The following is a 20361-nucleotide window of genomic DNA, read 5'->3' as shown; positions in this document are numbered from 1 at the left end:
GCTGAACCTCCATTTGGTAGCATACCAGAAGGAGGTTTTTGTTTTAACGAACATTGTTCTTTACGAACTATGTTCGTTATGTTATAAAGTAGTTAAGACATTCACAAACTAACTTTGAGGAGCTGAAAAGGATGACAGGAGCATCAGCAAAAGAACAACGTATCGCAATTATAGGTGGAGGCCCCGGCGGATTGACGTTAGCCCTGATTTTGCAGCGGCACGGCATAAAAGCCGTCGTGTATGAACGCGAAGATTCGGATAAAAACCGCGAGAGTGGCGGCTCGTTGGACATTCATGAAGATACCGGGCAAATTGCGCTTAAAGAAGCAGGCCTCTACGAGCAATTTAAAGCGATTGCCCGCTATGAAGGAGAAGACTTCCGGCTTCTTGACAAAACAGGCAATATTTATATGGATGAGGTGGCTGGCATCGATGATACCGGGGGACGTCCCGAAATTGATCGTGGAGCCCTATGTGATCTGCTGCTGAACGCTCTCGACCCTGAATGCCTTCACTATGGGCATAAATTAATTGAAGCCATTCCTTTGGATAATGGGATGCATGAGCTTCGCTTTGAGAATGGGCACGTAGATACCGTCCATCTTGTCGTCGGTGCCGACGGCGCCTTCTCCCGTATACGTTCTCTTCTCACGGATGCCAAAGCCGAATATAGCGGACTCAGTATGGTGGAGCTTAATGTGGACAATGCAGCCGCTGCTCATCCTGAACTCGCCGCTTTTAACGCTCGTGGGAAGATGTTTGGTCTTGGCGATCATCAAGCGATTATTGCTCAGCTCAATGGAGATGGCCGTATCAAGGTATATTTAAGCTTTAGAGCCGAACGTGACTGGCTGGATACGTGCAACATTCCATTCAATCAGCCCAAGGAAGCGAAGAGGCAACTGCTAGAGTATTATAGTGATTGGGATGAACAGCTGAAGAAGTATATCCACTGCGCTAACGACAAGATGATCCCAAGACGCATCTATATGCTGCCTGTCGGTCTGAAATGGGCCTTCAAGTCGGGTATCACGTTAATTGGTGATGCTGCGCATCTGATGTCTCCATTTGCCGGAGAAGGCGTGAACTTGGCGATGCTGGATGCAACAGAGCTGGCGCTAGCCCTCGCTCACTATGACGATCTCGATGAAGCGGTCAGCGTATACGAGAAGAAGATGTACGTCTACTCATCCCAATCAGCCGAGGAATCAGATAAGAATCTCCAGCTTATTTTCTCCGATGACGCTGCAACCAAATTGAAGGAAATGTTTGATCAATATCATCAGCAGGCTGAACTTAAATGATTTATTCTATTGATCATGAATTATGAACAGAGCAAACAACCTCCAGCTCCTGCTTTAATGGTAGATTTGGAGGTTGGCTGCAATCCCCAGGATATTTATGGTATGCTGTAAACTAGCGATTCCATCGGACAGCATGTGTTCAGCAGTTGCTATGATAAAATGGAAATTTTAACATCGGGGTGGGACGTTTATTAGACTATGATTACCAGAGAGACGCTCGAGCAAAAACAAATTTTGATTTATGCGATTACCCTAATCGTTGCTGCAGTTATTGGGTTGATGTGGCCAGCTTTTTCTTCGACATTTGGATATATAACCTCAATCGTGATTGCCATTCTACTATTTAGCATGTTCACTCAAATTCCCTTTTTTCGTTTACAAGAAACGTTATCCAATCGAAGATTTATTTATGCCCTGCTCGTTACGAACTATGCGGCTGTTCCTTTATTAGTCTGGCTGCTAACGAGCTTTTTACCTAATCAACCACCACTATTACTTGGCGTTATGCTTGTACTTTTAGCCCCCTGCATTGACTATGTTATCGTCTTTACTCACCTTGGACGAGGCAACGAAAAGCTCATGCTGATCTCGACACCTTTTCTTTTTATTACCCAAATGTTATTTCTGCCCTTGTATCTATGGCTTTTTATCGGAGCTCAAGCTGTTGCATTTATCCACTTGGAGCCTTTTTTTGAAGCATTCATTGGACTTATTCTGATTCCACTTCTGCTTGCTTTGGGTACACAGCTATGGGCGGCCCGCAGTAAAATGGGAGAACTGATGTTAGATGGTGCCGCATGGCTTCCGGTGCCCTTTATGGCTTTAACACTTTTTGTGATTGTAGCGTCCCAGATCAGCCGCATCTATGAATATTATGAAGTCATCATATACGCAATTCCAATTTATATCGCCTTTATGGTCATTATGCCTTTTGTCGCAGCTCAGCTGGCCAAATGGTTTCGATTGGACGTTTCGGCTGCCCGTGCGCTCGTTTTTAGCGGGGGCACACGCAACTCACTGGTTGTCTTACCGTTTGCTTATGCATTACCGAATCCGTTAGATGGGCTGGTAGCTGCGGTTATTGTCACTCAAACGATCGTGGAATTGGCAGGTGAGCTCATTTATATTCGTGTAATTCCAGGTTATCTGATTCGTGATAAGCAATAATTTGAGAAAGGACTGCCAACTGGTGGTCCTTTTCCACATTCTCGGATGTACGTGTTCAGGAAAGATGGCTTTACTCAGGTTGGGGTATAGATATTACCCATATTTGGAATATTAATCTTTAGGGACTTGGTGCAGAATCGAATGATTGAGGTGATAGCGATTGGTAATAAAATGAATCCGATTATTCTGAAGATGTTAAAGTCAGCGAATCATACTTTCCTTCTCACCTCACTGCAAGAAGCTTTCCAGGATGCAGCGGATTTTGAAGTCGTCTGCATTGGTGAAATGGAGTCCCAAAAGGTCTATCTTTGTTATTTATCGACACTTGTTGGTTCCGATCATTTAGGTTTTCATGTGGCTTCGATGGAAGAAAACCAGCTTCATACGGTGTTGGAAAGCTTTTATGGAACTAAATATGCAGAAGGAAACTTCGATACATGCGAGAGCTCTATATGTAGCGGGAAGACCGTATTATGCATGTCACATTCATCCAATGGAATCATTCTGGAGACGTATTATCCGCATCAAAGTGCGGTGCAGTCACCTCAAACCGAGAGTGTGATCCAAGGGCCGATGTATGCGTTCAATGAAAATTATCAAACAAATGTTGCCTTACTGCGCCAAAGAATGAAAACATCGCGCTTAAAAATATGGGAATCTACCGTAGGTAACGTAATGCATAGCAGGGTGGGCGTCGTTTACCTGAAGGATGTAACAGAAACCAGTCTGGTACAACATATATGCGACCAGATCAGCCAGATTGATGTAGATGGTATTCAGGACTCGGGAGAGCTTCTACGATTAATGAATAACCATTCTACTTTTAATTTGTATCCTATTGCTATTACCTCAGAACGCCCGGATCGAGCTGCAGCTTCCCTTTTGGATGGAAAAGTTATTATTATTCTTGAAGGGACGCCTTTCTCCATTATTGCACCAACCGCTTTCGTCGATTTCTGGCAATCAGCCGAGGACAAGTATCTCTCTCCTTTTGTTGCTGTTTTTCTAAGGGTGCTGCGGTTTGCTGCTTTAATGATGAATTTGTTCTTGCCGGGCTTTTATGTGGCGATAACCTCAGTTAACATTGATGTCAATCGGTTGGAGATTAGTCTTGCCGCTGCAGCGAGCAGAGAAGGCGTGCCCTATCCTGTCTTGATTGAAGCCATGCTCATGTTATTGATTCTGGATTTCATAGTAGAGGCCGGAGTTCGTCTGCCTAAGTCAATCAGTTCCACAGTGACCATGGTAGGTGGTGTCGTGCTCGGCCAAGCGATTATTCAAGCCAATATAGTAAGCAATCTGCTGGTGATCGTAGCTGCAACTACGGCCATTACAAATTTTATTGTAATCGATTATCAAATGGGGCTTGTACAAAGACTATTAAAATATTTTGTTCTGTTAGGGGCCAGTATAATCGGAGTTTTGGGCATTGTGATTTGTTTTGTGATCATGGTTATTTTTCTTTCCCGTATTGAATCCTTTGGTGTGTCGTATCTGACACCTATTGGGCCCAAAGCTCGGGTTCGCTCACGGGGGATCGGTCTGCTTGCAAAAATGCATCCTTTTTCAATTAAATTTCTCATGAATTTGTGGAAAGAGAAGAGGCAGGGAACTTGAACCCATCCAAGCTGCAAATTTCCTTTAGCCAATATTTTGTATTGCAGATTATGATATTTGGGGGTACTTCATTTTTTCTGTATCCGTATTTTATCATTCAAGCTACGAACGAGAGTTATTGGATGATTATCGTCATCTGGATGCTGCTCGGTATGTTTGGTGCATGGCTGTATAGCTGTATGTTGGCCTTGGAGCCAGGAAAAGATGCTTTTACTATTTGTATGCATCAATTTGGCATGATGGGAAGTTTAATATTCATTATACCTCTGCTTTCGTTTGTCGGGAGCTCCATTGTTATGATGATTCGTGCGCATGGTGAAATGATTTCCATGACCATGCTGCACACAACACCTCAATGGTTTTTAAGCGGGGTCGTTTTTGTCTCCGCATTTTTGGCATCTGGTGGACTTATTTCGATTGTTCGTACAGCGGGCGTATTCGTGATTGTTAGTGTTCCATTATCTATTGCACTAACCCTGTTAAGTCTGAGTGACATACAGCTTCAGCTGGGAAAACCGTGGCTGCCTAGTAATGGTGATTTTTTACAGCATGCCTCATTTTATGCCTCTTCATATATATGGACAGGTTTTATTTATTTTGCAGTTACGGGTGCCTATACGCATAAGCCCAAGCAGCTCTGGAAACCGTATGGAATAGCCGCAGTCTTTTTTTTGCCAATTATATTTGGGGCCGTGTACTTTCCCATTTTGACCTTTGGTCCCGAACTAACGAGAAGCCTTACCTTCCCGTACATAACCAAAATGGATTCGATAAGTCACTACTGGCTGGTCATTGAAAATCTAACGGCTGTGTTTGTTTCCGTATCTATGATATATGTCATACTGGCCATGGCTCTAATGATCCATTGCTTCGTCGTCGGAATCCGTACCTTGCTTCCCAAGTTTAAGGAAAATTTGTTGTATGTAATCACGGGTGTGCTGACATATGGTTTGGCGTTAATTGTACCTTCATGGAACTGGATAGAACAAGCGGCTATCTGGGCAACCCCACTTCGTTTATATGTCGTATTTGTCATTCCGGCAGCTATCCTTATCAAATATCGGATACAGAAAGGGAAGAAGCATCAGCCATGAAACCAACACAACTTCTCCGCCTGGGTGGTATCGTGATCTTATGCATGCTCTTGCAAGGATGCTGGGACGTCAAGGATATAGACAATCGAATGCTGGTCGCCGTCCTGGGAATCGAACATACCGAAGATAATAAAATTTCGCTTTTGGTGCGGTTTCCAATAACCAAAACGGCACAGTCAGGGGGAGGCGGAATCGATAAAAGCTATTTTATGGCCAAGCAAAAGGGAGATACGGTTGTAGATGCAATGGACAAGCTGCGATTGAGATTGCCCAAATCGCTTGATTTGTCTGAGACAAGAGCCATCTTTTTGGATCAGAAATTAGCCGAAAAGGGAGTAAAACCTTACCTGGAATTCGCGGTGAGAGATCGAACCCTTCCGTTAAGCACGGTGGTAGCCTTGATTTCGGGCAGTATGGAGCCAATATTTTCAAAACCAAATCCTACAGGAGAATTATCAGGTATTTATACCAAGCTTTTTTTTGAATCCTATGCCGGTGGAACTCCCCAAAAAAACAAGGTGTCGCTTTGGCGCTTGTTCAGTCGTATGTACAACCCTTTGGAACAAAATATCGTGCCATTATTGGTGAGAAGTAATATGAATATGTTTGAATTAAAAGGAAGTGCCTTCTTTGTAGAGGACAAGATGGTGGGTAAGCTCACACCTGAAGAAACACTTATTTATGAAATCATTACCCAAAAGATGAGCGATTTTGAAATTGAAACGACAGAAGGGGCCAATGTGAAAATCCTCAAAAATAATACCATGATCTCCTCGAAAATGATCGATGGCAAGCCAGTCATTCGCATCCATACCTTATTAACAATGACGCTAATGGACTCTTCACAGTCAGCGCAGAACAGTACAACAGAAATTGAGAAGTCAGTCAGCAAGGAGCTTGAAGAGAGAGCTGAGAAAGTATTTAAACAAACGAAGCAGAAAAAGTCCGACATATTTGGTTTTGGAAATCGCTTTCGAGGTACGCTGGCTGCTAACCAGGATTGGGCGGAAATGTACCAGCATGCAGCAATTGAAATGAAAATTGTGTCCAGGCTGAGAAATACGGGACTTCAGATGTTGAAATAACTAAAGTAACGAGTTAATTTTATTAAAGTGAATACTTATAAGGATTATGGCGGATCATCTGAATGAGGTTCGTCGCAGAAGCAGATAAAGATTCGTTTTTACGCGTACAAATGGCAATCGTATTGGTGAGATGGATACCATCCACATGAACCCGACATAGCTCTCCACGATTCACATATTCGCGTACAACCAATGACGATACGAAATTTGCACCATATCCGGCGATAACAGCTGTAATAGCTTCATGCAGACCATTAAACTGCAGGGAGATTGTAGGCGCCGGTGAATTATAGGTGCGACATAACGAAAATAATCGCTCACGTGTGGAGCTGCCTTCCTCGCGCATGACAAAAGGCTCCTTCATCATTTCCGGCAAGGTTACTTGCTGATTGGCGTATCGGTGATTCGGTGCAACAACAAACCATAGCTCATCCTGAAACAATTCCTCGGTCTGAATCTCATCCACATATTCTTCTGGTAATCCCCCGTAGATAGCCATATCCACATCCACATGTAAAAGCTGCTTCAAGGCGTCACTTGAATTGGTCGTCGTAATAATCATCTCAACTTGTTCATACTGCTGTTTAAACTTGGCAATCCAGGTCGGAATCAGGAAATGAGCGGGTAAATACGTAGCGGCTAATCGAATACATCCGTTGGTGCCATTGCGGTAATCGAGAGCAAATTGTTCGATTTGCTGCTCGACTGCGAAGAGTCTTTTTGCCAGTATAGCAAGCTCTTCACCGGCATCGGTTAAGGCTATGCCTCTTCCTTGAGGCTTCAAAAGGGTGAGGAGCAATTCCTTTTCAAATTTCTTGATTTGAGCGGTAATAGCAGGCTGACTGATATTTAATAATTCTGAGGCGCGTGTCACACTTCCGGTTGAGGCGATCACATGAAATAAACGTAATGCATGCAGATTCATTTGAACGGCTCCTCTTTTTAATTTATATATTTAAAATATCGATCTTATTAAAAGATATATTATATTTATGATTATAACTCATTTACAATAGAACTAGAAGGTCGGTGAAAACCGGGCGGAGCGGCCAAATGATCCTGGAGAAGCGTAAGCGCTCGCCTTTGTTTCCGTAATTTTACCGCTAAATATCTTATGGAATCAAAAAATACGGAAACAACAGCTAAGAGTTTGCTTAGGCAAACTGGCTTCGTAAGCATCATCTCGGAAGGATATTTGGCCGCGCAGCGAGATGTATTCAACGGACTTCTAAAATGAATGAGGGAGAAGTGATCCATATGAATCAAGCGAAAACTTGGGATAAGGTCGATCAATATGTTATAGAGCGTCTGATTCCACATGATGCTGTGCTGGAACAAGTGTTATTTGCCAATCATCAGGCAGGGCTGCCAGCAATTGATGTAACGCCGAATCAAGGTAAGCTATTAAACCTGCTTGTCCAAATGAAAGGCGCACGTCGTATTCTGGAGATTGGCACACTGGGCGGATACAGTACCATTTGGATGGCGAGAGCACTACCGATTGATGGACAATTGATCACCCTGGAGCTTGACCCCCTTCATGCTCAGGTAGCACAGGCTAACATAACCCTTGCACAGCTGGATGGACTTATAACGATTCGGGTAGGTGATGCCTTGGCTCAATTGGCCCAGATGAAAGATGAAGGCGTACAACCTTTTGATTTCATATTTATTGATGCTGACAAACCTAATAATCCCAACTATTTAAAATGGGCACTTCATTTCTCCCACCCTGGAACTGTCATTATAGGAGACAATGTCATTCGTGATGGTGAGGTCATTAATGCAAATAGCCAGGACCCTCGTGTACAAGGCGTCAGGCAGTTCTATGACTTGTTGGCTGAGCAATCAAGGATTTCGGCTACAGCGATTCAGACAGTGGGCAGTAAAGGCTACGATGGTTTTGTATTGGGGATTGTTAGCAGCTGATAGGTAACTTTATCCATTTGCCCTTCGTCTATAAGATAGGTTAACAAGTTTCACTCAAGGGGCAAAGCGGATGAGAAAAAAGATGATATTGGTGATGCTGCTCTGGGCTGTACTCACTGCCTGTACAAACCGCATAAGCGAAGAGAAGCTTAACTCTCTTCCTGCAGCGGAAGATAACAAAGACGTTAAGAAAGAGGATAACTCGGTCAGGGCAATGGGTAAGCATGCTGACGGAAAATTGCTCGTGCAACCTGCTGGCCAAGCAGTCTCGGCTCCTTTGGGAGCACCAAGCTGTTACGGATTGGAGACTGATTTAAGCTGGTCAGGAGATTACGCCATGGTATGGGAATCCCAATCGGATGGGTCACAGCGCACAGTAATGACATTCCCTGTTGATTTTGAAATTGTACAGCCTGAGGAGACACCTGTCGAAATAAAGAAATATACGTTTGGAGAAACCGATATTTATGCCTATGTGCCGCGGTATACGGACTGTCATGCGCTTGAGACTTTTCTTTTTGGAGTAAGCGGCGGGAAGGCTTTTCCGATAACGCTGGAGATGAAGCCAGAACAAATCTGGACGCATATAGGCCAGCTGCCGCATCATCCATTTCAGGTAACTAATGGTGAACTCATTGTGACAGGAGGTTATGGGGCAGGACAGGACTTCATTGATGTTTACCATTTTCGTTATGATACGATGAAACAGTCCATGATTTTGCAAGCTACGGATCAAGTGAAGCTGGGTGATTTGATCCAGGATCAGGATCAATAGAGACATCTGATTATGTTTTTTTCAAAGCGTCCAATCCAATCTCCGCTGGTGTTCATAATATACAAATATGTAAGGCGGAAGGAGGGGGACATATGGGTGCATTAGGAGTTGGCGGAAGTTGCGCTAGTTGTGCAGGATATGGTTTGGGTACGACTACGGGTGCAATTCTTGTACTATTTATTTTGTTGGTTATTATCAGCCGCGCATTTATCTAAATAACACCTCCACCTGCGTGGAGGATACATAAAACAATCAGGAATAAGGGAAGTAGCAATTAGGCAGCATATTAGAAATGGCCCATCAAGCAGGCCTACCGACTGTATATATACCGAAGGTAGCGGTTAAGGATAACGCTTTTATGAATGTCGGAGTCAATGATCATTCAGTTACTTTATTTTATAAATATATGGAGATTACCCAAAGCAGTAAAATCTGGAGCGAATCAAAGGATATACTCATTAAAAAGGTTGATTTAGCAGATGGCAAAATTGGCGAATGGATAAACGGCAAGGATCACTTGCCACGAAACCGATTTTTCAGAATTCAATTGAATGAAAGCTATGTGACAGTTGATGATTATAGATATTTGCCAGAAGAACAGGTACAAGCAATCGTTGAATCGTTTGGATCGATCAAGGATTTGAAATAGACTCCATGAACTCATCAGCTTGGCTGCAGAGTTATATATATTTAAACGAATAATGTACAGATACAATAGGGCCTCGCGAAAAGTACGCGGTAGGCCTTTTTGTGCAGCTCTGGAAGCTGCTATTTTAACCAGGACGAGGCTACGGTGCTGCTTATGATTTCTTCCCATCGCTGTACTCCTTCCGGACAAACGTACATATATTTTAGATATGAAGTTTGCTTTCTGCTGAAGATCTTCGGTGTATGAGGAAAAGAGTATTATTTCTATATGTAAGGGTTTACATAATTTAATGAACTTTAGAAGCTAATAGTCGAAGAAATGGGAGGGATAGATTGTGCATATTGATTTACGTGGAAAGGTGGCTCTTGTGACAGGAGCGGGGCGGGGAATTGGCCGGGAGATTGCACTCACTTTAGCCAGTGAAGGCGTGAGGACGGTCGCCATGGATGTGAATCCGGATCATTTGGCAGAGCTGCATCAAGTATTCGCTGAGCATCAATTCGAGGGCTTTCAACAGCTGTGCGATATTCGTGAATACTCGGAGATCGAGAGGGTGATTCAAGAGGTTGAGCACCAATACGGTCGAATCGACATCCTTGTTAACAATGCAGGTGTTGCAAGCGGTGGTCTGGTGGAGAGCTTACCTGAGGAGGTGTGGGATCTCAATATGGATGTCAATCTGAAGGGCAGCTTCCTTATGTGTAAGGCTGTGCTGCCGATAATGAAAAGGCAAAAATCAGGACGCATCCTGAATACTGCCTCATTCGCCGCGATTATCCCGAGCTTGGGTGGGGCAGCGTATGCCGCATCCAAGGCAGGGATAGTGCATTTTACTCGAGTGCTTGCCGGGGAGCTGGGGCCATGGAATATAACGGTGAATTGTTATGCCCCTGGAGTCATTCCTACCGATTTGAATCGGTTTGCGGATCGTTCTCCTAAGGAGCAAAAGGAGCTGCTGGACAATCTCTCGCTTCGGCGTTGGGGCAATAAACAGGAAATAGCTCACCTGATTTGTTACCTGGCATCCGACTATGCGAGTTATATAACCGGAACCATGATCGATATTAGCGGAGGAAAGCTGGCGACTCAAGTGCCGCGAATGGCTTATGAATGGGCAGCGAATGAACTGAACGCCTAGATATCTGAACTCGAAGGAGGAATAAAATGAGTTTAAGTACGTTTAATTTGGATGGCAGGGTTGCCCTGATTACTGGCGGCTGCCAAGGGTTGGGGTTAGTTTTTGCCAAGGCGCTTGCAGAAGCTGGAGCAAGTGTGGCAGTAACGAGCAGGGATGAAGCGAAAGCCGCTGAAGGCGCAAGGCAAATCCGTGAGGAAACCGGACAACAGGCAATAGGATTAGCCGTGGATGTTACGGATGGCGAGCAGGTTCAGCGTATGGCAGCCGAGACGGTGCAGAGCTTGGGACGGATCGATATTCTGGTCAACAATGCAGGCATCAACGTGCGCAAGCCGATTCTGGAATATGATGAGGCGAGCTGGGATCTGGTGCAAAGCACGAATCTGAAGGCTCCTTTCCTATGCGCCAAGGCTGTAGTTCCCTTTATGATCAAGCAAGCCTATGGAAGAATTATTAACCTGTCCTCGATGCTCGGCACCGTCGCGCTCCCGGAACGCTCTGCTTACTGCTCCAGCAAGGGCGGATTAATTCAACTAACCAAAGTTATGGCGCTGGAATGGGCTGAGCACCATATAACGGCTAACGCCATATGTCCGGGGCCATTCGCTACCGAGCTTAACAAGGTGGTGATCGACAATCCAGTGGCTAATCAATTTTTCCTCGATCACCTTGCGCTTAAACGTTGGGGTAATCCGAATGAACTGACAGGTTTATTGATCTATTTGGCTTCAGAGGCATCCAGCTTCATGACGGGATCTTCCATTGTCATCGATGGAGGGTGGACGGCACAATAATACGATCAGAAAGGGCTGAAGCGCTTGAGATACGGTCTCACGGTTTATGGCACAACCTATGGAATGGGCATCCATCCGCAATCGGGCATCAAACCAATCACGCCTATAGAGCTGATGGATATTACGGAAAGCTATGGACTGGAAGGGATAGAGATCCCTTATCCAATATTGAAGGAACATGACCTCGATGAAGTGGCAGACTACGCGCGGTTCAAAGGGATGTTCGTGAATATCGCAGCAAGCGGTTATGATCCTGAATCATTAAAGGAAGCGCTGCTGCTTGCCAAGCGGGTGGGGGCAATAACGGTGCGGACCGTGGTGGGCGGAGCCAAATTTGGTGGCGATCGCAGACATATGGCCGGTACGTGGAAGCCATTTTTGGATCAGCTTCTTACGTCCTTTCAGGCAGTGGCTGAAACTGCGGAGCAAACGGATGTCAATCTAGCCGTGGAAAATCATCAGGATTTGGCCTCTGAGGAACTGCTCTGGCTGTGCGAAACCATCAAATCGGACAGGTTTGGTATTAACCTCGATACGGGTAATCCGCTGGCAACCGCTGAAGAGCCCAATGACTTTTTTCGCCGGGTAGCCCCTTATGTAAAAAATGTTCACTTGAAGGATTATTACCTGTATTGGTATGAGGAAGGGTATCGGCTGGTAAGGAGTCCGCTTGGTCAAGGCGTGGTAGATTTCCCTGAACTGCTGCGAATTTTCTCGGTAGCGGCTCCTCAGGTAACGATGTCCGTGGAGCATGGAGCTTTGGAGGCAAGAAACGTTAGGGTGCTTGAAGAGGACTATTGGACGGAATACCCAGAGCGCTCTGCTAGACAGCTTACTCGCCTGCTGAGGTATGTACATGACCATGCTAAGGCAACAGGCGATTGGAGAACACCCTTTGAGAAAGGCGAATCGCCCGCAGCCATAGTTACTTATGAACAATCGCAAATGAATACAGCCCTTGCCTATTTGAAAACGTTGATCCGGGAGTTCCGCGCTCATGAAAATTTGGCGAAAAGTTGAGGTGCAGTCATGGCAGATTTTGATTTAAGGGGTAAAAACGCGCTAGTCACCGGCTCCAGCCGTGGTCTTGGCCGACAGTACGCAATGGATCTAGCCCGTGCCGGTGCTAATGTAATTATTCACGATGAAACGGAAACCAAATCGATGGAATTCAACGAAGCACTTTCCGGCTTTACAGTGGCTGAGGAAGCTGTTGAGCTGGGTGTGAAATCCGGGTTTATTGCTGCCGATCTCACCGATCCTGAACAGGTTGAGCAATTGATTGCACGGTCGATAGAAATGCTGGGTTCCATAGATATCCTCGTCAATAATGCGGGTGGTGACATTGGCTTCAATACCCCACGCCCGGAGCCGAACGATTGCCTGGATATTCGTGTTGAGGATATCCGGTCTGTTGTCGAACGCAACCTGCTGTCTACGATGTACACGTGCAAATTTGCAGGTCAGCATATGCGTGAACGGTGCAGTGGCAAAATTGTAAATGTCGGCTCAATTGCAGGACATGTGCCCGTTACGTCAGGCATCATTTATGCTGCTGCCAAGCTGGGCATCTCCCATTATACAAGAAATCTGGCCCAGCAGATGAGGCCGTATGATGTGAATGTCAACTGTATTTCACCGGCACCGACCTACACAGCACGCTTTTCAGCTACACGTACGGTGAGCAATGAAGAAGGCTTGTCCAGACTGCAGCGGATTGCCCAACCTGAGGATATGTCCCGAATCGTCATGTTTCTCTGCGGTCCGCAAGCAGATTATTTAACTGGTGAAACGATCGTTTGCTGGAAATAAGAATAAGGAAAAGGGTGAAGCCATTTTGAACTTTGATGGGAAAATCGTATTGGTAACCGGCGGAGCCAGAGGAATCGGAGCCGCCATTGTGAAGCAGTTTCTGGCAAATGGAGCCAAGGTCATCATAGCAGACGCTTCCCCGGACGGGGAGCAAGCTGCGAAGCAGTGGCAGAGCGAAGGTAAAGAAGCGGTGTATGTCCAATGCGACGTGTCCCGGGAAGTCGAAGTGAATCATGCGGTTTCGGTTGCCGAGCAGCAATTCGGAAGGCTCGATATTGTAGTCAATAACGCTGGAATCTTTCCGCGTGCTGATTTGCTGCAAACAGATGAGACTTTCTGGGATCGTGTGATGGATATCAATCTAAAAGGTGTTTACCTGATGTGCCGAGCGGCGGTCCCCCTGATGATCAGGCAGGGCGGGGGATGTATCGTGAACATAGGCTCGCTGCATTCGACCGTAGGAGGAGAAGAGTTGTTTGCATACGCGATATCCAAGGGAGGTGTTGTGACGCTGACCCGGAATTTAGCCCGCGCTTTAGCAAAGCACGGCATCCGTGTCAACTGTGTGCATCCAGGCTGGGTAGCCTCTCACGGAGAGAGGGCACTGATGAAGGCTAATGGAGAAGAAGATAATTGGCCGGAGCAGCATGCATCCAAAATGCCCTTCGGCAGATTGCAAACCGAGGACGATATTGCGGCGGCGATTTTGTTCGTATGCTCTGCTCATGCAGGACAAATCACAGGTCAAATGCTCACTGTAGACGGGGGGCTTGGATTCAAATTATCGTAGCAAAGGGATATTCGATTTTACAATAATGGATTCAAAAGCCGATTGCCAGGTGCAGTCGGTATTTTGTGTATACATGGTGTTACCTATCTTACAATTCAGGAGTAGATCCGCAGTTGTACGAAGCGGCGCAAATGGACGGTGCCAGCCGGTTTCAACAAGTGCTGAACATTACACTGCCGTCGATTAAGAACATCTTCTTTATTCTTTAAGCATTTTGCAAATGGTGCCAGGGTTGGCTCCATAAAGGAATGATTCACATAAACAATCAAATTAGGTACTATTAATGAAAGGGAGGGAAAAGAGATGAGGCAACAAGGAAAACACACCGATGATGGTGGCTGCTCTGAACCGGATTTTTAAGAAATACTTCGGCATGACACCGACCTAATATCGGGAGAAGTTCCAATAAGGAGTGATAATAAGTGGAGCCTGTTCGTATCACGCAAGGTCAATCTAACGATCAATTGCTATACTTTACTTCATCAAGTCTGACGGAAGACGATCAATCATTGGTATTCATCAGCGACCGGGACGGTTATCCGAACCTGTTCGTACAGCAGTTAGACACCGGAGAGGTTCGCCAGCTCACGTCAATTCGCTCCGGTTATTTGAAGCAGTATGTGTATTTCGATGGAGTTGAGGGGAGAGGGCTGGGCAAAGCGAGCATCAGTCTCGACCCGGCCAGAGGGATCGTGTATTACATCGAAGGCGATGAAATCCGCTGCGTCGATCTGGCAGGACAATCCCGTGTGTTGAACCGCCTGCCGGAGGGGCAGGTTACGGCATTCACGCATGTCAGCGCGGACGGTACTCGATTGTGTGTCCCGACTACGGATGAGCGCGCGTTGGAGTATGCTACCTTGAAGAACGGCAGGCCTGATTATGATATAGACGCCCGCGTCAGGAATGAGGGGTTAAGCTCGTACCTGCGCGTTTACGATTCTACAACGGGAGAGCAGCTCTCCGCCGAAAGAGTGGAGGGTGCCTGGATCACGCATGTGCAATTTTCGCCGGTGAACCGGAATCTGATTCTGTACAACCACGAATGGCCATCGGATTGCGGGATCCGCCGCATCTGGCTGTGGGACGGCGAACGCCACATTCGCGTTCGCGAAGAAGCGCCCGGACGCAGCCGTGGGGACTGGACATGCCACGAGATGTGGGAGAAGGACGGAGAATCAGTCATCTACCACGGCTCTTACCGGGACGGGGGATCCAACTATATCGGCAAATATCGGCTGGATGACGGGCGGGTTTGGGAAATCGCGCTGCCTGCCGGGTACACCAAATACGGTCATTTCACCGTGGGTAACCGGTACACAGACCTGTTGGTAACGGACGGTTATTACTATCCGGAAGGGTGGGAGACCAGCGGGCATGGTGGCGGCGACTGGTTGTGTGTGCTTCACGTGGATTGGGAGCAAGGGACGATCCGTTGGAGCCCCCTGTGCCCGCACGGCTCGAACTGGGACTCCCAGGACAGCCACCCGCATCCAGTTTTTAGCCACGATGATAGATCCGTGTACTACACGACAAACCGGGACGGCGTGCGTGCCGTGTATGTGGTAGAGACGGAGCAAAGCTGAGCAGGGGCATCGAGTGGAGCGATTGCTCGTTGTGGACCATTCATCGATATGGAGAAAAATAAGCAGCTGGGCGCAGAATGCAGTGGCGCAATCGGTGCATGCCAGTATTGTCAGCGGTTATGAGTACGGCATATTCCGTCCGGATGCGGAAATTATTCGCCAGGAAATGGCAGTGATGATCGCCAGAGCTATGGGCAGTCAGTTCAGACGTCGACGACAACGGGCTTTGCAGACGACAAGGACATTCCGGAATGGGCGAAATTCGCAGTGGGAGCCATGAGAAAGCTTGACATTATCGAGGGCAAAGGCGCAAACGCATTTGCTCCGAATGATAAACGACAAGAGCAGAGGTAGTTACGGTGCTTCTGAAAATGTTTACGTACAAGGGCTAATAAATGAACCTCTTGCAAAGCTGCCTTGAAGTCAAATTTAAGGCAGCTTTGTTTTTGAATTATAACGGTCAGGCGTTTTGGGCAAAGCGCATATCAACGTCAATAGGCGAATTCTGGCGCTGAATATTGATTGTGAGAGCAGTATATGATGAGCGGGCGCAGCAATCATTCTATGTTGGGATAAAACGCTATTGAGAGGACATATTAAATAGGAAAGAATCTACCAGGACAGGAGGAATTTACATGACTGAATTCAAGGGAACCAACAGTGAAGGACCATCCAAACCGGGTAAACCTGAATCCGACCGGGCTAGAAGTCCATTGGACCCGCGCTCCCCGGGCTTCGATAAAAAATTAGATGGCCCGGTCAGACCGAGTGAATGATCGCAAGTGCTGAAGAAGCACGCAATTTTCAATAGCAAGACAGCAATCAGACGCAGCTTCGGGGAGAATCTCCCCGAGGTTTTTTGTTAGTCAAAAAGCCACCCTGGCAGGTGGCTGACAATGAAATTGTGATGCTGTAATATCCCATACGCAGGGGGAAATTTCCATAGTGCTTAGCTTTCTTCTTGAATCAAAGAATGGATGAGCTCAAGCTGCTCTATTGTGTGAATCGTATCTCCCATGTGAGGCATGGGAGCGACACCGTTCAAAATGCTCGTTATGAAATGAAACATCTGCTGCTCAAAGCCATAATAAGAATAATTGGACATATTGCCGTGATTCGGGTTCCATAGGAGCGTATCGCCCCCATCAGCCAGTTTTTCCAGTTGAAACCCGTCCCTCTTTGGAGCGGGTCGATTGTACTCGACACTGCGAATATTGTCCACGATCACATTGCTGCCTATCCCGGTAATTTCGACTCTTTCCATCGGGTATTCGATCTTTTGCAGGGAACCTGATTGAATAACGCCAATGGCTCCGGAATTAGCGATAAATGAAATGTTAAATCCTACCATATGCTCATTCACCTTAATTTTATCCACATGAACAGATTTGAATTCCCCAAGCAGGTATCTGGCCAGATCGATATGATGGCTGACATGATTGAAGAGGAAAAGCTCATCCGATGCGCTCTCTGAGCCTTGAAATTTGGACAAAAACATCGTGACCGGACCAAACTCTTCCCGCTCGATAAGTTCTTTGGCCATCATATAAGCGGTTGTAAATCTTTTATTAAACCGGGTCATCACATATTTCTGCGTACGGATTTGTAATTCCAGTAGTTCTTGTGCCTGCAACCTAGTAAAACACGGAGGTCTTTCCATAAAAACATGGACTTGGGCCAGTAAACAATCCTTGGCCATGCTGTAATGGGAATGCACATCTGCCGGAAAACAAATCACGGCATCCAACTGCTCATAGTGCAGCATTTCTTTGTAATCCCGGTAAATCTTCGGAACGTGATACCTGTCTGTAAATCTATTTAATTCCGCTTCATCCGTGTGGCTTACGGCGGCAAGTCTGAAAGGGAGCCGCTTCATACAGTCATACACAAAGTGATACATTAAATTGCCGCAGCCGATAATGGCTACATTCAATAATCTGTCCATTATAAAGAAACCAAATAGTATGGCTGATTGGAAAGCTCGGCATTCAATCCCGGATGCATCCACACATCGCCCTCATGATCATGAATTTCAAAGAAATAAATCAAGCCATAAGGCGAGTCTGTGTAGGCGGCAGGAATGCTAGCTGAGAATAAGCCATCAGCTTGCCGAGCCATCCCGAGGATAACATAATGCTCCCCTTGATTGACGTGACGGTAATGCAAATTAATCGTATACACAGTTGATGCATTGGAAGCGGCAAGGTGCAAATTCAAGGCTTCGCCTTTACGAAGCTTATCTGGAGATTGATGGCTGACAGTGATCCGTTCCGCCTCGTTTTTTGCATGCAAGAAGAGGGAGGCGGCTTTCATTTTTTCTGTATCCTCTGTATTCACTGCCAACCCGTGAATCGCGGAAGCTTTCAATTCCATAAGAGTGAGATCATCTTCCATAGCTTGCAGGCGATCGGACCAGTGCCCTCTGACATGAGGTGTAAACCCAAAGGTAATATCGGAATTATAAATATCCTTCGAAATAGAGACCAGATGCTTCCAAGTAAGTGTAGCGGATCGGGTCAATTCCAATGCCTGTTCCAACTGTGTACTATCGTGTGTTCGCTCGTAGAGCGCATAGGCCAGAGAAGCACGGAATTTATTGGCAAAGAAACGGCCGAGATCGATCAGTATCGCCACATCGACCGCAAAGCGGCGAAAGGAAGGTGCTTCCGGCTCCTGTGATTCACGGATAGCCTGGGACAAGTGTTTTTCAGCAGTGTCTGTGAGCTGCTCCAGACGCCCGGCTGTTTCTAGAGGCGAATATTTCCCTTTACGGAAGCCTTGGATAATGTCATCGGCAAATTCGTCAACCCGATAAAACAGCGCCGTATCGAGCGGGCTAGCCGTACCGAAGGTTCCCGGCCTTGGAGTGTCAAAATCGTAGTAACTGCTGGTCTCGTTTGCCACTATCGGCAGGTTGGTATACATTTCCGGCCAATAAATAACATTCGCGGCAGACGGAAGATGCGCTACGGTAACAAGCGGCAAAATTCGGCTGGCATGCGCAAGGGCTTGCTCATAGGAAGAGGCTGCCTCGCCAAACTCACTGTTCAGGTAGCGCTGCCAGGAGGTAGGGTTCGCGTCCGGGTTATACAATAAACGTCCCCATAAACGGTACGTGTACTTGTATTTAAGCCAATCGCGGCCCTGCAGCTGCAGCTCCGTGTCCAGATAAGGCTCGCGTCCACCTTCACGGCCCGATCCTTTGCGGCCCTTGAACGTTAATGGCTCGCATAATTCAATGCCCTGGCTGCCGCTAAAGCTGGAATAGCGTCCATAACCGGCAGCGATAGCCGGATCACCCCACAGCAGAAGCTTTTGCGTGCCGGGCCAGAGCCTGAACAAGATACCGACCTGACGATCCTCCTGCAAGTAATCCGCATAGCCATATCGTGTAAATCTGCGTGATAGCTGTGTAATGGATGACATACTCATCGTCTGGTTAACCGGCTGGAAAAATTCGGCGTCGCGGATTGCGGCTTGATGATAGGAAGGTCCCATATGCTCAGCCCAATATTTGGGGGACAAGTAAACCGGCTGCTCTGTACTTAAAGCAACCTTCAGCAGCTCATCATTGACGCCTTTGGCATGCATATCGATTTCTATCCGACGTCCGGCATCCTTCGTTCCTTCCATAACCACACGCCAAAATTCGTAAGCGGGCTCTGGAATACCTCCCTCATAATGGACCCGGAACGTAAGTCCATCGATGGCCGGGAAATCCCTCAGCAGAACCCGAATCGCTTCGCGGCAGTACTCGGCATGATTGTCAGGAGTAATTCCTTCAATTGTATAGTTCTGATTGGGGCTATCCGTGAATATATAGGAATGATTCCACAAGCCGAGCTGAAAATGCAAGCCTCTGCGCTTGGCTTCATCTCCGATATAGCGGAGCATTTCCCAATTGCGCTGTCTTTCCTCGTCCGGTAGCTCCGTAACCTTGATATCATAGCCAGGAACGTCAAGCAGGAAGGGATAGCTGAAGCACAAATAATTATCGTGAACATCCGGGTCATGTCCATAATCGTAGCCCATGCCCAGCGCAAGACTGAATCTGTTGAACCGTTGAGTAATGAGCTCGGTCAAATATTCATCCCAAAATGATTTGTCATAGAACCATGGCTTATCCTCCGGCTCACATGAGAATAACCGGGTGATGCTCCTGATCGCATTTGCTGGCTTGTCGGCAAAGGACTCTATGGAAAGCAGTTCCTCAATGACATGGGAACTGTGCTGGATACGGTCTGTCAGCTCAAGTATGGCATAGATCAAACCGCGAGCGTCCATAGCAGATACAACAAGTACGCCACCTGACGCTGCAATCGCAAAAGATTCTGCTTCAGCAGGCAAGCTCAGATTGGCAGCCTTCAGCGCCGAATGTACAAGTGACGATTCCGGGCCGGCCATGACGATCTTCACGGCAGCCTCAGGAACGTTATCAGAAGTATTGGCGAGAACGGTACTCACCTGACGGCTTTCCAAAGCTGCTGTCAAGTGGTTTATTGCCCAAATGATGGAGGTATGCGAGGTGAAAGGATCCCGATTATCGTATATAATGGCGACTTTTGTTAGAGTTTCCTGGTTTGAAATATCGTTTGACAAAGCTGTTCTCTCCTTTGATTCT

The 20361-nt window shown here is 46.6% G+C and carries 21 protein-coding genes; 18 read left to right on the top strand and 3 right to left on the bottom strand.

Translation table 11 applies throughout. The features are described from left to right. The first annotated feature begins 131 nt into the window (after window positions 1-131). The 5 genes from NST47_RS28695 (at window position 132) to NST47_RS28675 (ending at window position 6267) form a co-directional block, all read left to right on the top strand. The gene (locus tag NST47_RS28695) at window positions 132-1304 is read left to right on the top strand and encodes an FAD-dependent oxidoreductase (protein WP_341158181.1); all 1173 of its coding nucleotides are present in this window, start codon (window positions 132-134) and stop codon (window positions 1302-1304) included. 198 nt (window positions 1305-1502) lie between these two features. Next, window positions 1503-2471 carry an arsenic resistance protein gene (locus NST47_RS28690; RefSeq protein WP_341158180.1) on the top strand — a complete coding sequence of 323 codons (969 nt, stop codon included), beginning with the start codon at window positions 1503-1505 and terminating at the stop codon, window positions 2469-2471. Window positions 2472-2642: 171 nt separating this feature from the next. Next, on the top strand, window positions 2643-4088 hold the full coding sequence (locus tag NST47_RS28685) for a spore germination protein (protein WP_341158179.1): 1446 nt from the start codon (window positions 2643-2645) through the stop codon (window positions 4086-4088). Continuing rightward, window positions 4085-5182 (top strand): GerAB/ArcD/ProY family transporter, encoded by a 1098-nt coding sequence (locus NST47_RS28680; RefSeq protein WP_341158178.1) that lies wholly within the window; start codon window positions 4085-4087, stop codon window positions 5180-5182. Before NST47_RS28685 ends, NST47_RS28680 begins: the two co-directional genes overlap by 4 nt. Continuing rightward, a complete protein-coding gene (locus tag NST47_RS28675; RefSeq protein WP_341158177.1) occupies window positions 5179-6267 on the top strand; it encodes a Ger(x)C family spore germination protein in 1089 nt (362 codons plus the stop codon). The genes NST47_RS28680 and NST47_RS28675 overlap by 4 nt, the downstream gene beginning before the upstream one ends. A 22-nt stretch (window positions 6268-6289) precedes the next feature. On the opposite strand, the gene NST47_RS28670 is transcribed toward NST47_RS28675, so the two are convergent. Next, a complete protein-coding gene (locus NST47_RS28670; RefSeq protein WP_341158176.1) occupies window positions 6290-7192 on the bottom strand; it encodes a LysR family transcriptional regulator in 903 nt (300 codons plus the stop codon). Window positions 7193-7524: 332 nt separating this feature from the next. Between NST47_RS28670 and NST47_RS28665 the strand changes: the two genes are divergently transcribed. The 13 genes from NST47_RS28665 to NST47_RS28605 all read left to right on the top strand — a co-directional run bounded on the left by NST47_RS28665 (window position 7525) and on the right by NST47_RS28605 (window position 16516). After that, window positions 7525-8196 carry an O-methyltransferase gene (locus NST47_RS28665; RefSeq protein ID WP_341158175.1) on the top strand — a complete coding sequence of 224 codons (672 nt, stop codon included), beginning with the start codon at window positions 7525-7527 and terminating at the stop codon, window positions 8194-8196. 70 nt (window positions 8197-8266) lie between these two features. Further along, window positions 8267-8971 (top strand): hypothetical protein, encoded by a 705-nt coding sequence (locus tag NST47_RS28660; protein WP_341158174.1) that lies wholly within the window; start codon window positions 8267-8269, stop codon window positions 8969-8971. 92 nt (window positions 8972-9063) lie between these two features. Then, window positions 9064-9186, top strand: coding sequence for a YjcZ family sporulation protein (locus tag NST47_RS28655; protein WP_341158173.1), 123 nt, complete (start codon window positions 9064-9066; stop codon window positions 9184-9186). A gap of 77 nt (window positions 9187-9263) precedes the next feature. Beyond that, entirely contained in the window at window positions 9264-9620 is a 357-nt protein-coding gene (locus NST47_RS28650; RefSeq protein WP_341158172.1) for a hypothetical protein, read from the top strand. Between the two features lie 334 nt (window positions 9621-9954). Continuing rightward, window positions 9955-10758: an SDR family NAD(P)-dependent oxidoreductase gene (locus NST47_RS28645; protein ID WP_341158171.1), complete on the top strand. Its 804-nt coding sequence runs from the start codon at window positions 9955-9957 to the stop codon at window positions 10756-10758. Window positions 10759-10784: 26 nt separating this feature from the next. Further along, entirely contained in the window at window positions 10785-11552 is a 768-nt protein-coding gene (locus NST47_RS28640) for an SDR family NAD(P)-dependent oxidoreductase (protein ID WP_341158170.1), read from the top strand. Between the two features lie 24 nt (window positions 11553-11576). Further along, window positions 11577-12572, top strand: a complete 996-nt coding sequence (locus NST47_RS28635; protein ID WP_341158169.1) for a sugar phosphate isomerase/epimerase family protein — start codon at window positions 11577-11579, stop codon at window positions 12570-12572. 9 nt (window positions 12573-12581) lie between these two features. Beyond that, the gene (locus NST47_RS28630; protein WP_341158168.1) at window positions 12582-13364 is read left to right on the top strand and encodes an SDR family NAD(P)-dependent oxidoreductase; all 783 of its coding nucleotides are present in this window, start codon (window positions 12582-12584) and stop codon (window positions 13362-13364) included. Further along, entirely contained in the window at window positions 13339-14154 is an 816-nt protein-coding gene (locus NST47_RS28625; RefSeq protein WP_341158167.1) for an SDR family NAD(P)-dependent oxidoreductase, read from the top strand. Before NST47_RS28630 ends, NST47_RS28625 begins: the two co-directional genes overlap by 26 nt. Window positions 14155-14219: 65 nt before the next feature. Further along, window positions 14220-14363, top strand: coding sequence for an ABC transporter permease subunit (locus tag NST47_RS28620; RefSeq protein WP_341158166.1), 144 nt, complete (start codon window positions 14220-14222; stop codon window positions 14361-14363). A 213-nt stretch (window positions 14364-14576) separates the two neighbouring features. Then, window positions 14577-15740: an oligogalacturonate lyase family protein gene (locus tag NST47_RS28615; protein WP_341158165.1), complete on the top strand. Its 1164-nt coding sequence runs from the start codon at window positions 14577-14579 to the stop codon at window positions 15738-15740. Window positions 15741-15753: 13 nt separating this feature from the next. Continuing rightward, window positions 15754-16020 carry an S-layer homology domain-containing protein gene (locus NST47_RS28610; RefSeq protein WP_341158164.1) on the top strand — a complete coding sequence of 89 codons (267 nt, stop codon included), beginning with the start codon at window positions 15754-15756 and terminating at the stop codon, window positions 16018-16020. Window positions 16021-16375: 355 nt separating this feature from the next. Beyond that, the gene (locus NST47_RS28605) at window positions 16376-16516 is read left to right on the top strand and encodes a hypothetical protein (protein WP_179097565.1); all 141 of its coding nucleotides are present in this window, start codon (window positions 16376-16378) and stop codon (window positions 16514-16516) included. Window positions 16517-16689: 173 nt separating this feature from the next. Here NST47_RS28605 and NST47_RS28600 read toward each other — a convergent pair whose 3' ends face one another. Together NST47_RS28600 and NST47_RS28595 are read right to left on the bottom strand one after the other, a co-directional pair. Next, complete coding sequence (locus NST47_RS28600) at window positions 16690-17685, bottom strand: Gfo/Idh/MocA family protein (protein ID WP_341158163.1); 996 nt, start codon at window positions 17683-17685, stop codon at window positions 16690-16692. Continuing rightward, a complete protein-coding gene (locus tag NST47_RS28595; protein WP_341158162.1) occupies window positions 17685-20339 on the bottom strand; it encodes a hypothetical protein in 2655 nt (884 codons plus the stop codon). Before NST47_RS28595 ends, NST47_RS28600 begins: the two co-directional genes overlap by 1 nt. Between the last annotated feature and the right edge of the window lie 22 nt (window positions 20340-20361).

The organism is Paenibacillus sp. FSL H8-0034 (assembly GCF_038000305.1).
Classification (GTDB): Bacteria; Bacillota; Bacilli; order Paenibacillales; family NBRC-103111; genus Paenibacillus_S.
This window is presented reverse-complemented; position numbering and strand designations above follow the sequence as displayed.